Source organism: Pseudomonas chlororaphis subsp. aurantiaca, assembly GCF_013466605.1.
Lineage (GTDB): Bacteria > Pseudomonadota > Gammaproteobacteria > Pseudomonadales > Pseudomonadaceae > Aquipseudomonas > Aquipseudomonas chlororaphis_I.
The window spans coordinates 1,119,835-1,142,559 of record NZ_CP059162.1 but is presented as its reverse complement, the minus strand read 5'-3'; the positions used below and the strand labels follow the sequence as shown (position 1 = coordinate 1,142,559).

At 63.8% G+C, this 22,725-nt stretch carries 19 protein-coding genes; 14 read left to right on the top strand and 5 right to left on the bottom strand.

Annotation, left to right across the window (positions count from 1 at the left end):
- Positions 1-100: 100 nt before the first annotated feature.
- The 11 genes from alg8 to H0I86_RS05025 all read left to right on the top strand — a co-directional run bounded on the left by alg8 (position 101) and on the right by H0I86_RS05025 (position 15,249).
- The gene (alg8, locus tag H0I86_RS05075; RefSeq protein ID WP_371354806.1) at positions 101-1,582 is read left to right on the top strand and encodes a mannuronan synthase; all 1,482 of its coding nucleotides are present in this window, start codon (positions 101-103) and stop codon (positions 1,580-1,582) included.
- Positions 1,583-1,617: 35 nt separating this feature from the next.
- The gene (locus H0I86_RS05070) at positions 1,618-2,787 is read left to right on the top strand and encodes an alginate biosynthesis protein Alg44 (protein ID WP_180924258.1); all 1,170 of its coding nucleotides are present in this window, start codon (positions 1,618-1,620) and stop codon (positions 2,785-2,787) included.
- A gap of 9 nt (positions 2,788-2,796) precedes the next feature.
- Positions 2,797-4,239, top strand: coding sequence for an alginate biosynthesis TPR repeat lipoprotein AlgK (gene algK / locus H0I86_RS05065; protein WP_373369403.1), 1,443 nt, complete (start codon positions 2,797-2,799; stop codon positions 4,237-4,239).
- A gap of 194 nt (positions 4,240-4,433) precedes the next feature.
- On the top strand, positions 4,434-5,891 hold the full coding sequence (locus H0I86_RS05060; RefSeq protein WP_180924257.1) for an alginate export family protein: 1,458 nt from the start codon (positions 4,434-4,436) through the stop codon (positions 5,889-5,891).
- Positions 5,892-5,917: 26 nt separating this feature from the next.
- Positions 5,918-7,522, top strand: coding sequence for a mannuronan 5-epimerase AlgG (gene algG, locus H0I86_RS05055; protein ID WP_180924256.1), 1,605 nt, complete (start codon positions 5,918-5,920; stop codon positions 7,520-7,522).
- 11 nt (positions 7,523-7,533) lie between these two features.
- Positions 7,534-8,982: an alginate O-acetyltransferase gene (locus H0I86_RS05050; protein ID WP_180924255.1), complete on the top strand. Its 1,449-nt coding sequence runs from the start codon at positions 7,534-7,536 to the stop codon at positions 8,980-8,982.
- A gap of 7 nt (positions 8,983-8,989) precedes the next feature.
- Positions 8,990-10,114: a mannuronate-specific alginate lyase gene (locus H0I86_RS05045; RefSeq protein WP_180924254.1), complete on the top strand. Its 1,125-nt coding sequence runs from the start codon at positions 8,990-8,992 to the stop codon at positions 10,112-10,114.
- A 133-nt stretch (positions 10,115-10,247) separates the two neighbouring features.
- Positions 10,248-11,813 (top strand): MBOAT family O-acyltransferase, encoded by a 1,566-nt coding sequence (locus H0I86_RS05040; protein ID WP_180924253.1) that lies wholly within the window; start codon positions 10,248-10,250, stop codon positions 11,811-11,813.
- Positions 11,814-11,824: 11 nt separating this feature from the next.
- Positions 11,825-13,000, top strand: a complete 1,176-nt coding sequence (locus tag H0I86_RS05035; protein WP_180924252.1) for an alginate O-acetyltransferase — start codon at positions 11,825-11,827, stop codon at positions 12,998-13,000.
- Positions 13,001-13,014: 14 nt separating this feature from the next.
- Positions 13,015-13,671, top strand: a complete 657-nt coding sequence (locus H0I86_RS05030; RefSeq protein WP_180924251.1) for an alginate O-acetyltransferase AlgF — start codon at positions 13,015-13,017, stop codon at positions 13,669-13,671.
- Between the two features lie 126 nt (positions 13,672-13,797).
- Positions 13,798-15,249, top strand: coding sequence for a mannose-1-phosphate guanylyltransferase/mannose-6-phosphate isomerase (locus H0I86_RS05025; RefSeq protein WP_081362626.1), 1,452 nt, complete (start codon positions 13,798-13,800; stop codon positions 15,247-15,249).
- Between the two features lie 96 nt (positions 15,250-15,345).
- On the opposite strand, the gene H0I86_RS32030 is transcribed toward H0I86_RS05025, so the two are convergent.
- Both H0I86_RS32030 and H0I86_RS32340 read right to left on the bottom strand, forming a co-directional pair.
- Complete coding sequence (locus H0I86_RS32030) at positions 15,346-15,720, bottom strand: immunity 52 family protein (protein WP_258019400.1); 375 nt, start codon at positions 15,718-15,720, stop codon at positions 15,346-15,348.
- A gap of 446 nt (positions 15,721-16,166) precedes the next feature.
- Complete coding sequence (locus H0I86_RS32340; protein ID WP_180924250.1) at positions 16,167-16,499, bottom strand: hypothetical protein; 333 nt, start codon at positions 16,497-16,499, stop codon at positions 16,167-16,169.
- A gap of 343 nt (positions 16,500-16,842) precedes the next feature.
- Between H0I86_RS32340 and H0I86_RS05010 the strand changes: the two genes are divergently transcribed.
- From H0I86_RS05010 to H0I86_RS05000, 3 genes are all read left to right on the top strand, one after another.
- A complete protein-coding gene (locus tag H0I86_RS05010) occupies positions 16,843-17,307 on the top strand; it encodes a hypothetical protein (protein WP_009047073.1) in 465 nt (154 codons plus the stop codon).
- A 36-nt stretch (positions 17,308-17,343) separates the two neighbouring features.
- Complete coding sequence (locus tag H0I86_RS05005; RefSeq protein WP_180924249.1) at positions 17,344-18,168, top strand: SDR family oxidoreductase; 825 nt, start codon at positions 17,344-17,346, stop codon at positions 18,166-18,168.
- 227 nt (positions 18,169-18,395) lie between these two features.
- Complete coding sequence (locus tag H0I86_RS05000; protein ID WP_258019399.1) at positions 18,396-19,385, top strand: SEL1-like repeat protein; 990 nt, start codon at positions 18,396-18,398, stop codon at positions 19,383-19,385.
- Positions 19,386-19,448: 63 nt separating this feature from the next.
- On the opposite strand, the gene H0I86_RS04995 is transcribed toward H0I86_RS05000, so the two are convergent.
- The 3 genes from H0I86_RS04995 to H0I86_RS04985 are packed head-to-tail and all read right to left on the bottom strand — an operon-like array spanning position 19,449 to position 22,717.
- Positions 19,449-20,309 carry an efflux RND transporter periplasmic adaptor subunit gene (locus H0I86_RS04995; protein ID WP_180924247.1) on the bottom strand — a complete coding sequence of 287 codons (861 nt, stop codon included), beginning with the start codon at positions 20,307-20,309 and terminating at the stop codon, positions 19,449-19,451.
- Between the two features lie 10 nt (positions 20,310-20,319).
- A complete protein-coding gene (locus H0I86_RS04990; protein ID WP_007930063.1) occupies positions 20,320-20,520 on the bottom strand; it encodes a DUF1656 domain-containing protein in 201 nt (66 codons plus the stop codon).
- Positions 20,510-22,717 carry an FUSC family protein gene (locus tag H0I86_RS04985; protein WP_180924246.1) on the bottom strand — a complete coding sequence of 736 codons (2,208 nt, stop codon included), beginning with the start codon at positions 22,715-22,717 and terminating at the stop codon, positions 20,510-20,512. The genes H0I86_RS04990 and H0I86_RS04985 overlap by 11 nt, the downstream gene beginning before the upstream one ends.
- Positions 22,718-22,725 lie beyond the last annotated feature (8 nt).

Here is a 22,725-nt window from a genome sequence, read left to right as displayed (position 1 = left end):
CCGGCAACGGCTACAGGAATGTGCCCCTTGGCTTTTTTGCCTGCCTTAACCCCATCGGGCCACCCCACAGGCTCGCCCGAGATCGAGACGGATGCAGATTATGCACAGGCTAAAGCACGGCCTACTCCAGGCCGCAGGTTGGCTGTTTTTCTTGAGTTTACTGATGGGGCTCGCCCTGGCGTTGCCCGCGTCCACATTCGACTCCGAATCGAAGGACTTCATCTTCCTGATTGGCGCCGTGGGTATCTGGCGCTACTCGATGGGTGCCACGCATTTCGTGCGCGGCATGCTGTTTCTCTACGTGGTCTACCCGCACCTGCGCCGCAAGGTCCGCAAGCTGGGCAAGGCCGCCGATCCGTCCCACGTGTACCTGATGGTCACCAGCTTCCGGATCGACGCCCTGACCACCGCCCAGGTCTATGGCTCGGTGATCCGTGAAGCCATCGACTGTGGCTTCCCCACCACCGTGGTCTGCTCGATCGTGGAAATGTCCGACGAGCTGCTGGTGAAAAGCCTCTGGGCCCGCATGAACCCGCCGGCCCACGTCAAGCTCGACTTCGTGCGCATCCCCGGCACCGGCAAGCGCGACGGCCTCGCCTTCGGTTTCCGCGCCATCTCCCGCCACCTGCCGGACGATCGTGCCGTGGTCGCGGTGATCGACGGCGACACCGTGCTCGGCGAAGGCGTGGTGCGCAAGACCGTGCCGTGGTTCCAGCTGTTCGGCAACGTCGGCGGCCTGACCACCAACGAGTTCTGCGAAGTGCGCGGCGGCTACATCATGAGCGAGTGGCACAAGCTGCGCTTCGCCCAGCGCCACATCAACATGTGCTCCATGGCCCTGTCCAAGCGCGTGCTGACCATGACCGGACGCATGTCGGTATTCCGCGCCAGCGTGGTCACCAACCCGGACTTCATCGCCGACGTGGAAAGCGACTCGCTGCAACACTGGCGCCTGGGCCGCTTCAAGTTCCTCACCGGCGACGACAAGTCCAGCTGGTTCAGCCTGATGCGCCTGGGCTACGACACCTTCTACGTGCCCGATGCGGCGATCAACACCGTGGAGCACCCGCCGGAGAAGAGTTTCATCAAGGCCAGCCGCAAGCTGATGTTCCGCTGGTACGGCAACAACCTGCGGCAGAACTCCCGGGCCCTGGGACTGGGTCTCAAGCGCCTGGGCCTGTTCACCAGCGTGGTGCTGTTCGACCAGCGCGTGTCGATGTGGACCTCCTTGCTCGGCCTGACCGTGGCGCTGATCGCCAGCTTCAAGTACGGCACCGCGTTCATCCTGGTGTACCTGCTGTGGATCGGTATCACTCGCCTGCTGCTGACCCTGCTGCTGTCCTGTTCGGGGCACAGGATCGGCCCGGCCTACCCTTTGATCCTCTATTACAACCAGATCGTCGGAGCCCTGGTGAAGATCTACGTGTTCTTCCGCCTCGACCAACAGTCCTGGACCCGCCAACCGACTGCTCTGTCCCGTGACCTCGCCAGCTTTCAACGTTGGTTCAACACCTGGTCGTCTCGGACCATGACCTTCTCCGCCGGCAGCATTTTCGTCGCCGCGCTGCTGATGATGGTCTGACCCGCCTTGCCTGAATTAACTAGGAAATAGCCCTTATGAACACCGCCGTGAACGTCAACGTAGTGCATGAATCCGAAGCCCAACGCCAACACGCCCGGGTCAAAATCCCGGCCAAGCTGCGCTTCTTCGGCCCCGACCGGACCCCGGTCGAAGCGCGGGTCATCGACCTCTCCGCCGGCGGCCTGAGCTTCAACTGCGGGCAGCTGCCGATCAAGGTCGGCGACGTGCACAAGGGGCGCCTGCAGTTCGTCATCGACAACCTCGGGCTGGCCATGGACGTGGAGTTGCAGGTGCGCTCCGTGGATCGCCAGAGCGGCCGTGTCGGTTGCCAGTTCCAGAACCTCGAGCCCCAGGACATCTCGACCCTGCGCCAGCTGATCACCTCGCACCTGGCCGGCGACATCGTGACCATGGGCGACGTGCTCGCCACCCTGCAGCGCGACAACTTCACCAAGGCGCGCAAGACCAAGGATGCCGGCCACGGCATGAGCGCCCTGGGCCGCCTGCGTGCGGTGACCTTCAGCGCCGGGATCTTCGTCGTCGGCCTGGCGGCCTTCGGCTTCATCCTCAAGTCGGTGTACGGCATGTACTTCGTCAGCCACGCCCAGGCCGGCCTGGTCAGCGCGCCGGGGATGAACGTCACCATGCCGCGCGACGGCACCGTGCAGAGCCTGATCCAGGCCGATGGCGTGGCCGCCAAGGGCGCCCCGCTGGCGACCTTCAGCACCAGCATGCTCGACGTGCTCAAGGGCCACCTGAACGAAGACCAACTGCAACCGGCCAAGGTCGAGGAACTGTTCGGCAAGCAGATGACCGGCACCCTGACCTCGCCCTGCGACTGCACCGTGGCCCAGCAGATGGTTGCCGACGGCCAGTACGCCAGCAAGGGCGACGTGATCTTCCAGCTGGTGCCGCGTAACAGCCAGGCCAACATCGAGGCGCGCTTCTCCTACCGCCAGTTCGCCGACGTGCGTCCGGGAACCAAGGTCAGCTTCCAGATCGCCGGCGAGGACGACGTGCGCACCGGCACCATCGTCAGCAGCACCAGCCTCAACAGCAGCGACCTGTCTTCGGACATTCGCGTGCAGATCAAGCCCGATGCCCCGCTGAGCAGCGCCTTCGCCGGCCGCCCGGTGGAAGTCAGCAGCGACCGCGGCCCCTCCGTGAACTGGCTGATCGACAAAGCCATGGCTGCCGGTTTCTAAGCGGAGGACATGCCTGTGACTAGCCTTCCCCTCGACACGCGCCGCGCTCGCGCCCCATCCCAGGGTCGCCGCGTACTGGCCCTGTGCTCGCTGGCTCTGGCCGTGAGCCTGGCCGGTTGCGCCGGCCTGCCCGACCAGCGCCTGGCCAACGAAGCCCTGAAGCGCGGCGACACCGTGCTCGCGGAGCAGAACTACCGGCGACTGGCGGACCTGGGTTACAGCGAAGCCCAGGTCGGCCTGGCCGATATCCAGATGGAAACCCGCGACCCGGCGAAGATCAAGCAAGCCGAGGCGACCTACCGCGCCGCGGCCGACACCTCGCCACGAGCCCAGGCGCGCCTGGGTCGCCTGTTGGTGGCCAAGCCCGGCTCCACCGAGGCCGAGCATCACGAAGCCGAAGGCCTGCTGAAAAAGGCTTTCGCCAACGGTGAAGGCAACACCCTGATCCCGCTGGCGATGCTCTACCTGCAATATCCGCAGAGCTTCCCCAAGGTCGACGCCCAGCAGCAGATCAGCCAATGGCGCAGCGCCGGCTACCCGGAAGCCGGCCTGGCCCAGGTGCTGCTGTACCGCACCCAGGGCACCTACGACCAGCACCTGGCCGAGGTGGAAACCGTCTGCAAGGCAGCGCTGAACGTCACCGATATCTGCTACGTCGAACTGGCCACTGTCTACCAGAAGCGCGGCCAGCCGGAACAACAGGCCGAGCTACTGAAACAGCTGCAGGCCGGGCACGCCCGCGGCGTCATCAGCGCGCAACGGGTCGACAGCGTGGCCCGGGTGCTGGGCGACGCCAGCCTGGGCAAGACCGACGAAAAAACCGCGCAGGCGCTGCTGGAGCCGATCGCTCCCGGCTACCCGGCCTCCTGGGTCACCCTGGCGCAACTGCTCTACGACTTCCCCGAACTGGGCGACGTCGACAAGATGATGCAGTACCTGGACAACGGTCGCGCCGCCGACCAGCCCCGCGCCGAACTGCTGCTGGGCAAGCTCTACTACGAAGGCAAGATGGTCCCGGCCGACGCCAAGGTCGCCGAAGAACACTTCAAGAAGGCCCAGGGCAAGGAAGTCGCCGCCGACTACTACCTCGGCCAGATCTACCGCCGTGGCTACCTGGGCCAGGTCTATCCGCAAAAGGCCCTGGACCACCTGCTGACCGCCGCGCGCAACGGCCAGAACAGCGCCGATTTCGCCATTGCCCAACTGTTCTCCCAGGGCAAGGGCACCAAGCCCGACCCGCTCAACGCCTATGTCTTCAGCCAGCTGGCCAAGACCCAGGACACCCCGCAAGCCAACGAGCTTGCGCAACAACTCGAAGCCCAACTGCCGCCAGGCCAACGCGCCGAGGCCCAACGCCTGCTGCAACAGGAGCAGGCCGTACGTGGTGCCTTGAGCCAGAACACGTTGGAACTGCACGCGCTGCAGGAAGAAGACGGTGAGGAATCCCTATGAAGTTCACTCCACTCAACAACGCCGCCACCTCTGTAGCCGCTGCCGCAGGCTGCGATCGAGCGCGCAGCGCTCGCCAACCAGGCGACCGAGATCTGTCAGTGGCACCGCGTGCGCAGGTTTTGCGGCTGCTGCGCAGCCGATCGCAGCCTGCGGCAGCGGCTACGGGAAAACTGTTCAGCCTGTCGAAGCTGGGTATGGCCCTGGGTTTTGCCCTGGTCTGGTCCACCCCGACACTGGCGGCCATCACCGAGAGCAAGAACTTCGGCCTGGACGTGAAGATCACCGGCCAGTCCGAAGACGACCGTGACCTCGGCACCCTGGGCGGCGGCGACGTCAACGGCGTCGGCCTCGACCTGCGCCCCTGGGTCTACGGCGAAAGCGGCAACTGGAGCGCCTACGCCATGGGCCAGGCGGTGACCTCCACCGACATCATCGAGACCGACACCCTGCAGCAGTCCGACGGCGCCAGCACCGAAAGCAGCAACAACAGCGACCGCAAGAGCAAGAAGAACTACCTGGCGATGCGCGAGTTCTGGATCGGCTACAGCGGCCTCACCCCCTACCCGGGCGAGCAGTTGAAATTCGGTCGCCAGCGCCTGCGCAACGACGACGGCCAATGGCGCGACACCAACATCGAAGCCCTGAACTGGACCTTCGACACCACCCTGCTGCGCGCCAACGTCGGCATCGCCGAACGCTTCAGCGAGTACCGCACCGACCTCAAGGAGCTGGCGCCGGAAGACAAGGATCGCCTGCACGTCTATGGCGATGTGGCTTACCAGTGGACCCCGGGGCATTGGGTCGGCGTCCGCGCCCACCACAGCCACGACGACGGCAAGCTCGACTACCCGGTACCGGGCGAAGCCACCGACTCCCTGGACAAGCGCCAGAACGGCGACCTGACCTGGCTCGGCCTGGAAGCCAACAGCGACGCCTACAGCTTGAAAAACGGAAACACCGTCAACTACTGGGCGAGCGTCACCGGCATGAGCGGCGACCGCGACAAGGTCAACGCGCTGAACGCCGACGGCACCCGCCCGGCCCAGGCCAAGACCGGCGAGAACCTCGACGGCTGGGCCACCGACCTCGGCGTGCGCCTGCGCCTGGACCCGAAATGGCAGGTCGGCGCGGCCTACGCCCGCGCCAGCGGCGACTACGAACAGAACGGCCTGGAAAGCAACCGCTCGAACTACACCGGGACCCGCTCGCGCGTGCACCGCTTCGGCGAAGCCTTCCGCGGCGAAATGAACAACATGCAGACCGCGACCCTGTTCGGTTCCTGGATGCTCGCCGACGAATACGACGCCAGCCTGATCTACCACAAGTTCTGGCGCGTGGACGGCAACAAGCCGGTGGGCAGCAACGGTATCAACGCCGTGGAAAACAACTACGACGACGCCACCGGCGCCCTGCTCTCCAGCTCGACCCTGCCGCTGCGCGATGGCGAGAAAGACCTCGGCCAGGAAGTGGATCTGGTGGTCACCAAGTACTTCAAGCAAGGCCTGCTGCCGGCCGCGCTCAGCCAGTCGATCGACGAGCCTTCGGCGCTGGTGCGCTTTCGTGGCGGCGTGTTCAAGCCGGGCGATGCCTATGGCAAGAACGTCGACTCGTACATGCACCGCGCCTTTGTCGACGTGATCTGGCGCTTCTGATGCGAGTCGCCAAGGGAGTGCCTGAGATGAACAGCCCGATGAACAGCCCAGCGATGCGAGGCTCGATCAGCCTGTTGGCCGGCGCCATGCTGCTGGCCAGCAGCGCCGCCTTCGCCAACGTCGAACCGGCCCCGGCCGCCACGCCCGGCAAGCAGCCGACCGTGGCCAAGGAGCTGCAACAGGCCAAGACCTACACCGTCAGCAGCGCGCCCACCGCGCCGCTGAACCTGGCCAAGCCGACCTTGCCCGACCTCTCCGGCTACACCGCCGAAGCGGCGGCGGCCAAGATCGTGCGCAGCAAGCCCGGCAAGATCAGCGTGCGCCGCATGATGCAGGAAGACGCGTTGAAGGACTTTATCGGCGGTGACAACAAGATGGCCGAATGGGTGGTACGCCAGCACGGCATCCCCCAGGCGATCTTCATCGACGACGGTTACGTCAACCTCAAGGAGCTGGTGAAGAAGCTGCCCAAGCAGTACATCAGCGAAACCTCGCCGGGCGTGTACCTGGCGCGGCTGCCGATCGTGGTCGGGCGCAAGGGCATCCTGGAAATCGACAAGCAGACCCAGGAACTGCGCCTGTCCCAGGAAGGCGGCTCGTTCCTGGTCAACGACGGCCAGCTGTTCGTGCGCGACACCAAGGTCACCGGCTGGCGCGAGAAGGACAACGGCCCGGCGACCTTCAACTCGCCCAAGGAATTCCGTCCGTTCCTGCTGGCCTGGGGCGGCACCGAGACCTACATCGTCAACAGCAAGATGGCCAGCTTCGGCTACGCCAACAGTAAGTCCTACGGCGTGAGTATTTCCCAGTACACGCCGAACATGGCCAAGGTGCTCAAGCGCCCCGAACCCACCGGCTGGATCATCGGCTCGGAGTTCTCGGACATGTGGTACGGCTTCTACTGCTACGAGACCCGCGACTTCGTGATCAAGGGCAACACCTACAAGGACAACATCGTCTACGGCATCGACCCCCACGACCGTTCGCACCGGCTGATCATCGCCGACAACACCGTCTACGGGACCAAGAAGAAGCACGGGATCATCATTTCCCGGGAAGTGAACGACAGCTTCATCTTCAACAACCGCAGCTACGACAACAAGCTCTCGGGCCTGGTGATCGACCGGAACAGCGTGAACAACCTGATCGCCGACAACGAGATCTACCGCAACCACACCGACGGCATCACCCTCTATGAGAGTGCCGACAACCTGCTGTGGGGCAACAAGGTGATCAGCAACCGTCGCCACGGCATCCGCATTCGCAACAGCGTGAACATCCGCCTGTACGAGAACGTCGCCATGGCCAACGGCCTGACCGGCGTCTACGGCCACATCAAGGACCTCTCCGACACCGACCGCGACATCAAGCTCGACCCGTTCGACGCCCAGGTGTCGCTGATCGTGGTCGGCGGCGAGCTGGCGGCCAACGGCAGCGGCCCGATGTCCATCGATTCGCCGTTGAGCGTCGAGCTGTACCGCGTGTCCATGCTCGCCCCGACCAAGAGCAGCGGCATCAGCTTCTCAGGGATCCTCGGCGAGCGCCAGGACGAAATTCTTGACCTGCTGGTGCGCCAGCAGAAAGCCGTGCTGATCGACCCTGTCGAACGCCAGACCGAAATGCGCGATTGAGGATGACTGTCATGCGCCCACACCTGATCAAACTCTTGAGCCTCTCGGCATTGACCGCGGGCATTCTCGCCGCCGGCAACAGCGCCCGCGCCGACGAAACCCAGGCACCGAAGTTCACCGCCGAGCCGTGCTGCAATCTGTGCCCGGCGGCCCACGACGCGAAGAACTACACCACCCGCTACCAGCAGAACTTCACCACCCTGGTGCAAGCCCAGGGCGACTGGCTGTTCCGCACCCAGGAAGACCTGCGCACCGAATTCAACACCACCCCGGAAGGTTATCGCCGCCTGCAACAGCTGCACGACGCCTTCAAGAGCAAGGGCGTGGAGCTGGTGCTGGTCTACCAGCCGACCCGTGGCCTGGTGAACCGCAACAAGCTCAACCCGCAGGAGAAGGCCAGCTTCGACTACGACAAGGCGCTGAAAAACTACCAGGGCATGCTCGGCCGTTTCGCCCAGATGGGCTACGTGGTGCCGGACCTGTCGCCGCTGACCAACGAGCAACTGCCGGAGACCCTGGCGGCCCACGATTTCTACTTCCGCGGCGACCAGCACTGGACCCCGTACGGTGCCCAGCGCACGGCGAAGATCGTGGCGCAGAAGGTCAAGCAGCTGCCGGCCTTCGCCGGCATTCCCAAGCGTGAGTTCGAGACCCACAAGTCCGGGCGCATGGGCAAGACCGGCACCCTGCACAACATGGCCGGCCAGCTGTGTGGCACCAGCTACGCGATCCAGTACATGGACCAGTTCACCACCGAACCCAAGGGCGAAGCCGGCGACGGCGACCTGTTCGGCGACTCCGGCAACCCGGAAATCACCCTGGTGGGCACCAGCCACAGCGGCAAGAACTACAACTTCGCCGGCTTCCTGCAGGAAGAAATCGGCGCCGACATTCTCAACGTCGCCTTCCCCGGCGGTGGCTTCGAAGGCTCCATGCTGCAGTACCTGGGCAGCGAGGAATTCCAGACCAAGCCACCGAAGATCCTGATCTGGGAATTCTCGCCGCTGTACCGCCTGGACCAGGAAACCATCTACCGGCAGATGATGGCCCTGCTCGACAACGGCTGCGAAGGCAAGCCGGCGCAAATGAGCGCCAGCGCCACCCTCAAGCCCGGCAAGAACGAGCTGATGGTCAACAGCAAGAACATGGACCTGCGCAACAGCAGCCACCAGGTCGATATCCGCTTCGCCGACACCTCGGTGAAAACCCTGCAAGCCACCCTCTGGTACATGAACGGGCGCCACGAGGACATCAAGATCGACAAACCGGAAACATCCGACACCGACGGGCGTTTCGCCTTTGAACTGCGCACCGACGAAGACTGGGCCTCGCAGAACCTGCTGGCAGTCGAAGTCCAGGGTCCGGAAGCGGGCGCCGCGGCGCAAAAAGTCGAAGCGAAAATTTGCAAACGCAACATATTCCCGGACGCCGGTCAACGCACCGCGCAAATCGGGCAATGAGGTTCCTATGCAAAGCAAAACGCTGAAACAGTTACTGGTCCCGAGCCTGTTGAGCCTGGCGCTGTTCGCCGGAGCCACCCAGGCTGCGGCCCCACTGCGCCCGCCCCAGGGGTATTACGCGCCGGTGGATAAGTTCAAGAGCGGCGACCACAGCGAAGGCTGCGACGCCATGCCCGCGCCTTACACCGGCTCGCTGCAATTTCGCAGCAAGTACGAAGGTTCGGACAAGGCCCGCGCGACCCTCAACGAGCAATCGGAAAAGGCCTTTCGCGACAGCACCGCCGACATCACCAAGATCGAGCGCGGCACCAGCAAGCGCGTGATGCAGTTCATGCGCGACGGTCGTCCGGAACAACTGGACTGCACCCTCAGCTGGCTGAGCGCCTGGGCCCAGGCCGATGCGTTGATGTCCAAGGACTTCAACCACACCGGCAAGTCCATGCGCAAATGGGCCCTGGGCAGCATGGCCTCGGCCTACCTGCACCTGAAGTTCTCCGACTCCCATCCGCTGGCCACCCACCAGCAGCAAGCGCAACAGATCGAGGCCTGGTTCAGCAAGATGGCCGACCAGGTGGTCAGCGACTGGGACAACCTGCCGCTGGACAAGACCAACAACCACTCGTACTGGGCCGCCTGGTCGGTGATGGCCACCGCGGTGGCGACCAACCGCCGCGACCTGTTCGACTGGGCCGTGAAGGAATACAAGGTCGGCGCCAACCAGGTCGATGCCGACGGTTTCCTGCCCAACGAACTCAAGCGCCAGCAACGCGCCCTGGCCTATCACAACTACGCCCTGCCGCCGCTGGCGATGATCGCCAGCTTCGCCCAGGTCAACGGTGTCGACCTGCGCCAGGAAAACAACGGCGCGCTGAAACGCCTGGGCGAGCGGGTGCTGGCCGGGGTGAAGGATCCAGACGAATTCGAAGAGAAGAACGGTAAGGAACAGGACATGACCGACCTCAAGGTCGACTCGAAATTCGCCTGGCTCGAACCCTTCTGCAGTCTCTACACCTGCGCCCCGGATGTGCTCGAACGCAAGCACAAGATGCAACCGTTCAAGACCTTCCGCCTGGGCGGCGACCTGACCAAGGTCTACGACCCCTCGCATGAGAAGGGCAACAAGGGTTCGTAACACGCGTATCTGTAGCCGCTGCCGAGGCAGCGGCTACAGGGCGAGCTGAATGCAATACGCCTCCCCGGTTTTTCACGGGGGGGTTTGGGGGGGCTCCGGCCCTTTACTGTTGGTCAAACATGGAGAGATCGGGATGGTTTTCTCATCCAATGTGTTCCTGTTCCTGTTCTTGCCGATCTTTCTCGGCTTGTACTACCTGAGCGGGCAACGCTATCGCAACCTGCTGCTGCTGATCGCCAGCTACGTGTTCTATGCCTGGTGGCGGGTGGACTTCCTGGCGCTGTTCGCCGGCGTCACCCTGTGGAACTACTGGATCGGCCTGAAAGTCGGCGCCGCCGGTGTCAGGACCAAGCCGGCCCAACGCTGGCTGCTGCTCGGCGTGGCAGTGGACCTGTGCATCCTCGGCTACTTCAAGTACGCCAACTTCGGCGTGGACAGCATTAACGCGATCATGACCTCCATGGGTCTGGAGCCGTTCATCCTGACCCACGTGCTGTTGCCGATCGGTATCTCGTTCTACATCTTCGAGTCCATCAGCTACATCATCGACGTCTATCGCGGCGACACCCCGGCGACCCGCAACCTGATCGACTTCGCGGCGTTCGTGGCGATCTTCCCGCACCTGATCGCCGGCCCCGTGCTGCGTTTTCGCGACCTGGCCGACCAGTTCAACAACCGCACCCACACCCTGGACAAGTTCTCCGAAGGCTGCACGCGCTTCATGCAGGGCTTCATCAAGAAAGTCTTCATCGCCGACACCCTGGCGGTGGTCGCCGACCATTGCTTCGCCCTGCAGAACCCGACCACGGGCGACGCCTGGCTGGGCGCCCTGGCCTACACCGCGCAGCTGTACTTCGACTTCTCCGGCTACAGCGACATGGCCATCGGCCTGGGGTTGATGATGGGTTTCCGCTTCATGGAAAACTTCAAGCAGCCCTACATCAGCCAGTCGATCACCGAGTTCTGGCGGCGCTGGCACATCAGCCTGTCCACCTGGCTGCGCGACTACCTGTACATCACCCTGGGCGGCAACCGCAAAGGCACGCTGATGACCTATCGCAACCTGTTCCTGACCATGCTGCTCGGTGGCCTGTGGCACGGCGCGAACATCACCTACGTGGTCTGGGGCGCCTGGCACGGCATGTGGCTGGCGATCGAGAAGGCGCTGGGCATCAACACCACGCCACGCACGCTGAACCCGATCCGCTGGGCGCTGACCTTCCTGCTGGTGGTGATGGGCTGGGTGATCTTCCGCGCCGAGAACCTGCACGTCGCCGGTCGCATGTACGGCGCCATGTTCAGCTTCGGCGACTGGTCGCTGTCGGAACTCAACCGCGCCAACCTCACCGGCCTGCAAGTGGCGACCCTGGTGGTGGCCTACGCCACCCTGGCGTTCTTCGGCCTGCGTGACCTGTATCGCAACCCGACACCGGTCAAGAACAAGCCTGAAATCAACACCGAGGCCGACGGTCCGGCCACCGCCCAGCCTGGCCTGATCAAGGCCGTACCGGGGGACAAGCCGGACAGCATCCACCAGCCGGGCTACACCGTGGGCGTCGAAGCCCAGGTCCAGCCGGCCTACTGGGTCGCCGACTGGCCGCGTTACGTGATGCGCGCCCTGGTGCTGCTGCTGTTCATCGCCTCGATTCTCAAACTCTCGGCGCAAAGCTTCTCGCCGTTCCTTTACTTCCAGTTCTGAGGGATCTGACCATGACCCGCTCATTACGCGTCTTCTACATTGCCCTGTTCCTGGCGACCCTGATGGTCCTGGGCCTGTGGTCGGTGCGCAGCTTCTTCGGCTTCAGCACCAACAACGACGCCACCGTGCTCAACGGTCGCTGGGCCAAGGCCGTGGAAACCCACTACGACGACGAGTTCCCGATCAAGCGCCTGGGCACCAACCTGTGGGCGGCCCTGGACTTCAAGCTGTTCAACGAAGGTCGTCCGGGCGTGGTGCTCGGCCGCGACCAGTGGTTGTACAGCGATGAAGAGTTCCACCCGATCGTCAACGAAGAACTCAACCTGCAAGGCAACTACGCGCTGGTCGAAGGCGTGCGCCAGGCCCTGAAAGAGAAAGGCGTGAAACTGGTGATGGCGATCGTGCCGGCCAAGGTGCGCCTGTACCCGGAACACCTGGGCGACGTCCAGCCGGCCAGCATCCACGCCAACCTCTACCAGGACTTCCACGCCCGGGTGGCGGCCGACAAGATCCTCGCCCCCGACCTGCTGGGCCCGTTGCAACAGGCCAAGCAGAACGGCCAGCAAGTGTTCCTGCGCACCGACACCCACTGGACCCCGGCCGGCGCCGAAGTCGCCGCCAACCAGTTGGCCAAGGCGATTACCGACAAGGCGCCGCTGATGGGCCAGCCGCAACGCTTCGTCACCGAAGCCGAGCAGACCGTGGTGCACAAGGGCGACCTGCGCCTGTTCCTGCCCCTGGACCCGCTGTTCGAGAACCTGATGCCGGCCAAGGAGCCGCTGCAGAAACGCGTGACCCGTGCCGCCGACGATCAGCCGGCCGCCGACGACGCGCTGTTCGCCGACAACGAAGTGCCGGTGGCCCTGGTGGGCACCAGCTACAGCGCCAACCCGAACTGGAACTTCGTCGGCGCGCTCAAGCAGGCCCTGCACAGCGACGTGGTCAGCTACGCCGAAGACGGCCACGGCCCGGTGTTGCCGATGCTCAGCTACCTGAAAAGCGATGCCTTCAAGAACAGCCCGCCCCAGGTGCTGATCTGGGAGTTCCCCGAACGATATCTGCCGGTCAATAACGAAATCGGCGACGCCGACCCGCAGTGGGTCGCAGAGCTCAAACAAGCCGGCGCCCGCCAACAGAACGTAGCTGCACTCAACAAATCCGAGACGCCCGATCGGGCGCAAAACTGAAAGAGAGGTACACCATGACTTTCACTATCACTCCGCGTCGTCTCGCCAAGGCAATCACACTGGCTGCCGGCATGAGCGTCCTGTCCCTGCCCGCCTTCGCCGGTGGCGACGCCGCGCTGTACGGCCCGACCGCGCCTAAAGGCTCGTCCTTCGTGCGTATCTACAACGCCAGCAACCAGGAAGTCAGCGCCACCGTCGGCAGCACCAACCTCAGCGAGGTCGCACCGTTGGCCAGCAGTGACTTCAGCTTCATGCCCGGCGGCGACTACACCGCCAAGGTCGGCAGCCAGAGCGTGCCGGTGAAACTCGCCGCCGACCACTATTACACCCTGGTCAACAACGCCAGCGGCCAGCCGCAACTGATCGAGGAGCCACCGTTCAAGAACAAGCAGAAGTCCCTGGTCCGGGTGCAGAACCTGAGCGACAAGGCCCTGACCCTGAAGACCGCCGATGGCAAGACCGACGTGGTCCAGTCGGTGGCCGCCAAGGGCCGTGGCGAACGTGAAATCAACCCGGTGAAAGTCAGCTTCGCGCTGTACGAGGGCGAGAAAAAAGTCAGCGACCTCAAGCCGGTCGCCCTGGAGCGCGGCGAAGCCGCGGTGCTCTACGTCACCGGCAATGGCAGCAGCCTGTCGCCAGTCTGGGTCAAGCGCCCGGTCTCGACCCGCTGATGGATTTTCCGGATTGACGCCTCTTGGGAAAACCGGGGCGTCAGTGCGGAGCAGGAACAAAAACAAGAGAGTGAAACGACAGAACGCAGTAGCTCTAACCCAAACGATTTTTGAAGGAGTAACAACATGATTCCGGTGATCTTGTCAGGTGGTAGTGGCTCACGTCTTTGGCCGCTTTCGCGTAAGCAATTCCCTAAACAGTTCCTCGCCCTGACCGGCGAACACACACTGTTCCAGCAAACCCTCGAGCGCCTGGTGTTCGAAGGCATGGACACGCCGATCGTGGTCTGCAACAAGGACCACCGCTTCATCGTCAACGAGCAGCTGGCGGCGCGCAAACTCGAAGCCCAGCGCATCCTGATGGAGCCGTTCGGCCGCAACACCGCGCCGGCCGTGGCCCTGACCGCGATGATGCTGGTCAACGAAGGACGCGACGAGCTGATGCTGGTGCTGCCGGCCGACCACGTGCTGGAAGACCAGAAAGCCCTGCAACGCGCCCTGGCCCTGGCCACCGTGGCCGCCGAACGTGGCGAGATGGTGCTGTTCGGCGTGCCGGCGACCAAGCCGGAAACCGGTTATGGCTACATCAAGTCGACCAACGATGCGCTGCTGCCGGAAGGCGTGAGCCGCGTCTCGCACTTCGTCGAGAAACCCGACGTCAAGCGCGCCGCCGAGTTCGTCGAGGCCGGCGGCTACTTCTGGAACAGCGGCATGTTCCTGTTCCGCGCCAGCCGCTTCCTCGAAGAGCTGAAAAAGCACGACCCGGACATCTACGACACCTGCCTGCTGACCCTGGAACGCAGCGCCCAGGACGCCGACACCGTGGACGTCGACCCGGCCACCTTCGCCTGCTGCCCGGACAACTCCATCGACTACGCGGTGATGGAAAAGACCCAGCGCGCCTGCGTGGTGCCGCTGAGCGCCGGCTGGAGCGACGTGGGTTGCTGGTCGTCGCTGTGGGACGTGCATGAAAAGGACGCCAACGGCAACGTCAGCAAGGGCGACGTGGTGATCCAGGACAGCCGCAACTGCATGATCCACGGCAACGGCAAGCTGGTGTCGGTGATCGGCCTGGAAAACATCGTGGTCGTCGAAACCAAGGACGCCATGATGATCGCCCACAAGGACAAGGTCCAAGGCGTCAAACAGATGGTCAACACCCTCAACGAACAGGGCCGCAGCGAAACCCAGAACCACTGCGAGGTCTACCGTCCGTGGGGTTCCTACGACTCGGTGGACATGGGCGGGCGCTTCCAGGTCAAGCACATCTCGGTCAAGCCGGGCGCGTGCCTGTCCCTGCAGATGCACCACCACCGCGCCGAACACTGGATCGTGGTCAGCGGCACCGCCGAAGTCACCTGCGACGAAAACGTGTTCCTGCTCACCGAAAACCAGTCCACCTACATCCCGATCGCCTCGGTGCACCGCCTGCGCAACCCGGGCAAGATCCCGCTGGAGATCATCGAAGTGCAATCGGGCAGCTACCTGGGCGAAGACGACATCGAGCGCTTCGAAGACATCTACGGCCGCTCCACTCCGGTGGAACGTGGCGTCGCGGTGAAAACCATCGCCCAGTAAACCGCCAGAACAAGAAGCCCCCGTCCAGCCGACTGCGTCCCCTATCCGCAGCCGGTTGGGCGGGGGCTTTTTCATGCCCCTGCGAGGCCCGCTGAGCTAGTTCATGAACAGCGGCAAATACCCCAGCTCCGCCAACTTGATATCGATCTCCGCCACTCGCTGGACATCAGCCCGTTTGCCCTCATCCATCACCTGTGGACAACTCACGATCAGCGTGCCACGTTTTGGAATGTCGATGAGCTGGTCGGCGCTCGGAAAATCCCCGGCCCGCAACACGTGTGGACAAAACCCGACCCAGCCGACGGTCTGCCGGTCCTTGAACACCTTGGTGCGCAAATAGTGGTCTTTTGGCGCCAGCACGCACCAGTCAAGTTCAGGCCACAGTTCAACGGCCAACTGAATCACCCTGATCACTATCGGTTTCACATCGGGAATGGCTGCCACAAGCGCCCCGCCATCTTCGAAGCGCATGCTGGCGACTGAGTCCAGGTCGTGGGCGTTGTAATGAAAGGCCAACCCACCCTTGAGGGGATCATCCAGGCCATTCCACACGGAAAACTGCAACTTCGTGGGGAAGTCGTCGTTGTGGTTGCTCCGAGCCTCCTCACGCAGAGACTCGAAGTCATCATTGATCCGCTTGCGCAGCGCCTCCTCCCTGGAACCGGCTGCAGATACCAGTCCTGCAACAGAGGATGAATCTCGCCAAGGCCCTGGAAAAAGCGCTCGGCTCTTTACAACTGCTCCTCATGCGGGACCGCGGAGATCTTCTGTTTGTCGAAACACAGAACGAATGAAAATTTTCTGAACAAGCGCTCGTCCTCAGTCAGGCTTCACGAACATGGTAGGGATTGTCACGGTAGTACTTCTACAGAAAATGCCATGACTATTGGGATTGCTCTTACAAAGGCTCTATGAAGTCACTTCGGGCTACACATATCGAGTTGACCACCCACCTGCTGCTCCCTATCCTCACGCCTGTCACGACTCATTCGTGATCGGGTTTGACGGCTCGGTTGTTTTCTCAGGAACACAGTTTTCCAACTCTGTTTTCTTTCGGAGCCTCCCATGACCGACCGTATTGCCAGCAACGATTCTTCCATTCCCATTTTATTCACGATACCCGCGCGCCCTTGGACGAACTTCATGCCAGCGCCGCCTACCGCATCCTCGCAGCGACCCAACTGATGGAAAGCCTGAGCCACATGGACACTCGCGACGCCGATGCCACGGATCTCACGCAAATCGCCCATGCCAGCGCCATCTTGCTGCGTGACGGTTGCGGCTACAGGGGTTCAGCGCCGACCGGCAGGTCGCGCCCGGCTTTGGCTTTTGATCTTGATCCACCCGCCCCACCAGAACGAGGGAACCCGAGCGCAGCGAGGGCCATACGCAGGGTCGGAACCATAAGTGGCCGTGACCGCAGAAACGGATATGTACTCCGTCCAACATCACCAGCGACATCACCACCACCATCGCGGGCAATCGAGCGTCGACCGGCCGCTCCTACAGAAGTGGGTGCAGCCCACCACAACCATGGCCAACCCCACCTACGCTTAGGTAGGATGGCTGCTCTCTTTTCCCGAGGTTCACCTCATGTTCATCGGCGTTCTGCTGGTTATCACCTGGCTGATCCTGCTGGTCCGCTACCCCGCCAAGGCCTTGCCGGTGTCCATGGCCGCCGCTGTCGGCCTGGGCCTGGTGGCGGTGTGGGTGGTCTGGATGGATAACCGCGAAGCCCAGCAACTGGCGCGCCTGGAACTGCGCATCAGCTATGCCCCCGAGCATTGCCCGGCGGATCGCCCGCTGCTGCTGAAGATGAACAATGGCAACGATGTGCCGCTGACCGAACTGCGCTGGCGCGTCGCCGCCTATGCACCGGGCGACACGGTGAACCTGGCCGACAATCAGTACAGCGCCCCGCGTTATCGCGGCCCCGGCGAGTTGCAGGCCGGCGCCAATTGGGAAGACTGCCTGCCCCTGCCGCCGCTACGCCCCGGCTACCGCCCGCAAACCCTGGAGTTTCGCGCCGAGCGCTTGCAGGGTAGTTTCTCCGACTGATTCCCCCCTTCCCTCTTTTTGCACAAGGACCGCGCCATGCCCGTTGCGCTGATCACCGGTTGTTCCAGCGGCATCGGCCGCGCCCTGGCGGATGCTTTCAAGGCCGCCGGCTTTACCGTCCTGCCCACCGCCCGCAGGGCCGAAGATGTGGTCATGCTGCAAGTCGCGGGTTTTGACGCAGTGCAACTGGACGTCAACGACGGCCCGGCGCTCACTGCCCTGGGCGAACGCATCAACCAGCAGCACGGCGGCCTCGACCTGCTGATCAACAACGCTGGCTACGGTGCCATGGGCCCGCTGCTGGATGGCGGTGTCGAGGCCATGCAACGGCAGTTCGAAACCAATGTGTTCGCCCTGGTCGGCGTGACCCGGGCGCTGTTCCCGGTGCTACGCCGCAGCCGCGGGCTGGTGGTGAATATCGGCAGCGTGTCGGGCGTCCTGGTGACGCCTTTTGCCGGTGCCTACTGCGCCTCCAAGGCGGCGGTGCATGCCTTGAGCGATGCGTTGCGCATGGAGCTGGCGCCGTTCGGCATCCGCGTGATGGAGGTCCAGCCCGGCGCCATCGCCTCGAGCTTCGCCAAGAATGCCGGGCATCAAGCCGAGCAGCTGTTGACCGAACAATCGCCCTGGTGGCCGCTGCGCGAAGGCATCCGCGCACGGGCCAGGGCCTCCCAGGACCACCCGACGCCCGCCAGCGAATTTGCCGCCAGGCTGCTCAAGGCGGTGCAGCAGGACAAGCCCGCGCGTCTGGTTCGGATTGGCAACGGTTGCCGGGCACTGCCCTTGATGGCCAGCCTGTTGCCCAAGGGCTTGCTGGAGAAGGCGCTGATGAAACGTTTTGGCCTGGGCGCAAAACTGTGACGGTCGATCACTGGCAGTTGAACGTCGCCCGGCCGTTCCCACAGGTTCCGGAAAATTCCTTTTAGTCGCCGACGACACAGACTCTGTGGTTCAGGTTGTACCCAGTAGAATGCGCGCACTCGAGGCCTCCAGGGCCTCGATCAGGCCGCATGGATCGCTGGCGCACCGCTGAAACTCCCCCCTCTTCCATGCTCGCCGTCATTCAATCGTCGATCAGGGAATATCCATTGAAACCTCAACACCTGCTGCCGCTGGCCTTGGCCACTGTATTGATCGGCTGCGCGCCGTCGCCAGACGAGGAGCTGAACGCCACCCTGCCCCAGCTCAGCCTCAAGGAGCTGTTGCCGCAAGCCGTCGCCAACGAGTACTGCAACCCCAAGCTGGACAGCGATCTGCTGTATGGCATCGGCTACCAGCTGTACAACGACGACAAACCCGAGCAGGCCCGCAACTGCCTGGTAATGGCCGCACCCACCCACGACCGGGCCCTGTGCTACCTGGCGAGCATCGCGGAACAGGACAGCAGCAAGGACAGCGCCGAGCGCGACCGCGAAGCCTTCGGCTACATGGCCTATTCAGCGGTGAAGAATGACGCCTGCGCCGAGTTCGGCATGTTCCAGAACTTCACCTACGGCATGCGCGGGCAGACTCCGGACAGCGACCTGGGCCTGCGCTGGCTGGAACGCTGCGCGCGTCACGGCGATGCAGATGCGCAACAGACCCTGGTGCGCCTGCACAGCAACAAAGGCAATCTGCCGCTGGCCTACAGCTGGGCCAAGGTCCTCGATGACAGCGCACAGATCGATGCCTTGAAACAACGGATGAACCCGCAACAACTCAGCGAAGGCGAACAAGGCTTCGAGCAACTGGGCAAGATCGTCACCAGCAAGGACGCGGTGCGCAAGGAAGCCCGCGAGGAGAACATCGCGGTGTACTCGGCGAACATCCATATGGAATACCCCGAGACCTTCAAGGGCCTGTCCGTGACCGAGCGTCATGCCCTCATGGAGCAGGCCGTGGCCAGCGTGAGCGCCCGTCCCGAGTTCAGCACCCGTGGCCAGCTTTACGCTTATGTGATCATTGCGCGGCAGGCCCAGTTGAAACAGGCCGGCGTCGATGTGTTGCAGAACCCGCAGATTGTCGAGCTGCTCAGCGATACCGAGCTGCAAGTGAGTGAGGCGGTGAAGAAGGCCGACGTGATCCTCGGCCAGCGATAGCACTGCCTGCCAGCAACGGGGCCTGGTGTTTCTACGCAGGCCCCTGCGCTGGCAAACCCGCGCCTACAAGGCTTCCTGCTTGACCACCACGGTGCAGGTAATCCCCGCCGCCAGCAGCACGCCTTCCGGCACTTCATCGATATGGATGCGCACCGGCACGCGCTGGGCCAGGCGTACCCAGTTGAAGGTCGGGTTGACGTCGGCGATCAGCTCGCGGCTTTCCGGGTTGTCGCGGTCGTAGATGCCGCGGGAAATACTCTCCACATGGCCCTTGAGCACCTCGCCGCTCATCAGCTGCATATCGGCCTTATCGCCGACCCGCACATGGGGCAGCTTGGTCTCCTCGAAGAAGCCGTAGACCCAGAACGAATGCATGTCGACCACCGCCATCTTCGGCTCGCCGATGCGCGCATAGTCGCCGCGGTGCACGTTGAGGTTGGTCACGTAGCCATCGACCGCGGCGCGTACCTGGGTGCGCTTGAGGTTGAGTTCAGCGGCCTCCAGTTGCGCCTGGGCCTGCTGGTAGTCGGCCAGGGCCGAGTCGGCGATGTTGCTGGCGTCGTCGCGGTTTTCCTTGGAGATCACCAGGTTGTCCAGGTCGGCGCGGCGGTGGGCGTTGACCTTGCGCATCTCCCAGGTGGCCTTTCTCGAGGCCACCAGCGACTGCGCCTGCTTGACCGCGATCTGGTAGTGCTCGGGGTCGATCTGCATCAGCAGGTCGCCCTTTTTCACCAACTGGTTGTCGCGCACCGGCACGTCCACCACTTCCCCGGTGACGTCGGCGGCGACGTTGATGATGTCGGCGCGCACCCGGCCGTCGCGGGTCCACGGCGTATTCATGTAATGCACCCACAGGGTGCGGCCGATCCACAGGGCCAGGGCCAGCACCAGCAGGGTCGCGAGCAGGCTGAAAAACTTTTTCATCGTGGGACTCTCAACGGTAAACAGTGAGCGCCATGGCGCCGAACAGACAGCAGAACAGGCTCAGGCGCAGCAGCGCCGGGTGCCAGAAAAAACGGTACAGGTCATAACCCGAGATAAAGCGGTCCAGGGCCCAGGCCAGGGCCGCGGCGATGAAGAACATCAGGGTCATGGTCGGCATATACACGCCGTGGAAGGCGATTTCACGAGGCATGTTCAAGTCCTTGGGGCGGGGCCTGTACGGCTGGCGGCGCGGCATAGGCGGCCAGCGGCGATTGCGGGTCGAGCAATGAAGTACGGATGAAGTGCAGGTAGCTCTTCACCCGGCGCAAGACCGAGGTATCGAAGTGCGGGGCGAAGGGTTCGTCGCTGGCCTGGACCCGGCTGATCGCGTGATCGACCGCGACCAGCGCGCGCTCCAGGTTGCTCTGGCCCGGTTGCAGGAACAGCCGCACCAGCGAGCGGCCCATCACCCGGATCGCCTGGCGCCACGGCTGGGATTCGGCATAGGCCGGGTGCACCGGGAGGATCGCCTGTTCCTTGCGCAGCTCGATGATGGCGTGCCCCACCTCCAGCACCACGAACATCCAGCGCAGCAGCTCGCGCTGCACCTGCGGCTGCCCCGCCGCCAGGCCGTAGGCCTGGTGCAGCAGGTCGCGGGTGCGGCTTTCGAAGCTCGACGCCAGGCCCTTGAGCTTGCCGCTGATGGCGTACACCACCTGGCCGCGCAGGTCCTGCTCCAGGCGGCGCCACAACCAGCGGCTGTTGGGCGGCAGGATGATCGCCCCGGCGGCGGCGCAGACCAGCATGCCCATGACCATGGCGATGTAGTCGTTGATGAAGGCGTAGGGGTTGTAGACGGTCAGGTTGTCCGGCACCGAACCGGTGCTGAAGAAGATCAGCAGCCCCAGGCCCACCCCGGCGTACTGCGGGCGTGAAGCGAGGAACGAACCGAGCACGATCACCGGCGCCAGCATCACGCACAGCAGCGCAAAACCGTCGATCCAGGGGAACACGAAGAACATCTCGACGAAGCCGACCACAGCCCCGATCAATGTGCCGCAGGCCATCTGGAAGGCCATGCGTTTCGGGTTCGGCGTGGCGGCCGAGAGGCCGACGGTGGCCGCCGCGATCAGGGTCATGGTGGCGCCGCTGGGCCAGGCGGTGGCGACCCAGTAGCTACCGAGCACGATCAGGATGAACGAGGCGCGGATCCCCGAGGCGGCCGAGGCCAGCCAATTGGTCTGTGGGGTGAAGGGCTCGTCCCAGCGCTCGCGCTCATGGCTGTGTTCGGCCAGGGAGGCATGGGTCTGGGCATAGCTGTGCAGTTCGTCGACGAAGCGATAGAGCAGCTCATAGGCGGTGTGGAAATCCAGCTGCTCGGCATCGCTCGGTTCGTGCTCCTGGAACAACGCGCGCATGCTGCGCACCCGCGCCGGCAGCTCGGCCTTGTAGCTTGCCAGTTGTTCGGCCAGGCGCGCGGCATCGGGGCTGGTCAGGGCGCGGCCGGAGAAACCGTCCAGCAGTTCGGCGAGGTCCTGCAACCCCGGCTTGGTCGCCGCCAGCACATACTCGGCGGCGCTGCTGCGCAGGCGCTCGAGCAACTGGTGCAGGGCGTTGAAACGGGTGGTGATGCCCATGAACTCGCTGTTCAAACGGCTCAGGCGGCCGTTGCGCCGGCGCATGTGCGGGTCTTCGAACACCGTGACGCTGCGCAGGCCTTCCAGGCCTACCGCTTCGGCGATGAAACGCACGTTGCCGCTCTCGAACGCGTCGCGCTGGCTGCGGCCGCGCAAACCGTCGGTGACGAACAGGGCGAACACCCCGAAGCGCTGGTACAAGGCGTTGCGCATCGCCGCGCTGGCGGTCTGCGGCAGGATCGCGGCGCTGACCAGGGTCGAGCAGAGAATCCCCAGGGAGATCTCCAGCACCCGCCACACCGCCGCCATAAAGGCCCCGTCCGGATGGGCCAGGGCCGGCAAGCCGACCATCGCCGCGGTGTAGCCGGCAAGCACGAAGCCATAGGCGCGGAAGTTGCGATAACGGGCGGCGCCGGCCGAGCAGATGCCGACCCAGATCGCCAGCGAACCGAGGAACAGTTCGGTGTTCTGGGCGAACAGGGCGATCAGCGCCACCATCACCGCCGACCCGGCCAGGGTGCCGAGAAAGCGATAGAAGCTCTTGGCGAACACCTGGCCGCTCTGCGGCTGCATGACGATGAACACGGTGATCATCGCCGTGCGCGGTTGCGGCAACTCCAGGCGCATGGCCAGCCACAGGGTGAGGAACGCGGCGGCCAGCACCTTGAAGATATAGACCCAGGTCACGCCGTCGCTGCGTGCCCAGTCGAAGAAACCCCGGCGCCATTCGAGGGAGTACAGCCAGCGCAGGGGTGCAGGCAAGGGAGTCATGGGGTCTT

Bases quoted from the DNA above. Each gene is read 5' to 3' on its own strand.
- alg8 (WP_371354806.1), top strand. From the start codon at position 101: ATGCACAGGCTAAAGCACGGCCTACTCCAGGCCGCAGGTTGGCTGTTT.
- H0I86_RS05070 (WP_180924258.1), top strand. From the start codon at position 1,618: ATGAACACCGCCGTGAACGTCAACGTAGTGCATGAATCCGAAGCCCAA.
- algK (WP_373369403.1), top strand. From the start codon at position 2,797: ATGCCTGTGACTAGCCTTCCCCTCGACACGCGCCGCGCTCGCGCCCCA.
- H0I86_RS05060 (WP_180924257.1), top strand. From the start codon at position 4,434: ATGGCCCTGGGTTTTGCCCTGGTCTGGTCCACCCCGACACTGGCGGCC.
- algG (WP_180924256.1), top strand. From the start codon at position 5,918: ATGAACAGCCCGATGAACAGCCCAGCGATGCGAGGCTCGATCAGCCTG.
- H0I86_RS05050 (WP_180924255.1), top strand. From the start codon at position 7,534: ATGCGCCCACACCTGATCAAACTCTTGAGCCTCTCGGCATTGACCGCG.
- H0I86_RS05045 (WP_180924254.1), top strand. From the start codon at position 8,990: ATGCAAAGCAAAACGCTGAAACAGTTACTGGTCCCGAGCCTGTTGAGC.
- H0I86_RS05040 (WP_180924253.1), top strand. From the start codon at position 10,248: ATGGTTTTCTCATCCAATGTGTTCCTGTTCCTGTTCTTGCCGATCTTT.
- H0I86_RS05035 (WP_180924252.1), top strand. From the start codon at position 11,825: ATGACCCGCTCATTACGCGTCTTCTACATTGCCCTGTTCCTGGCGACC.
- H0I86_RS05030 (WP_180924251.1), top strand. From the start codon at position 13,015: ATGACTTTCACTATCACTCCGCGTCGTCTCGCCAAGGCAATCACACTG.
- H0I86_RS05025 (WP_081362626.1), top strand. From the start codon at position 13,798: ATGATTCCGGTGATCTTGTCAGGTGGTAGTGGCTCACGTCTTTGGCCG.
- H0I86_RS32030 (WP_258019400.1), bottom strand. From the start codon at position 15,720: ATGCGCTTCGAAGATGGCGGGGCGCTTGTGGCAGCCATTCCCGATGTG.
- H0I86_RS32340 (WP_180924250.1), bottom strand. From the start codon at position 16,499: ATGGGCGATTTGCGTGAGATCCGTGGCATCGGCGTCGCGAGTGTCCAT.
- H0I86_RS05010 (WP_009047073.1), top strand. From the start codon at position 16,843: ATGTTCATCGGCGTTCTGCTGGTTATCACCTGGCTGATCCTGCTGGTC.
- H0I86_RS05005 (WP_180924249.1), top strand. From the start codon at position 17,344: ATGCCCGTTGCGCTGATCACCGGTTGTTCCAGCGGCATCGGCCGCGCC.
- H0I86_RS04995 (WP_180924247.1), bottom strand. From the start codon at position 20,309: ATGAAAAAGTTTTTCAGCCTGCTCGCGACCCTGCTGGTGCTGGCCCTG.
- H0I86_RS04990 (WP_007930063.1), bottom strand. From the start codon at position 20,520: ATGCCTCGTGAAATCGCCTTCCACGGCGTGTATATGCCGACCATGACC.
- H0I86_RS04985 (WP_180924246.1), bottom strand. From the start codon at position 22,717: ATGACTCCCTTGCCTGCACCCCTGCGCTGGCTGTACTCCCTCGAATGG.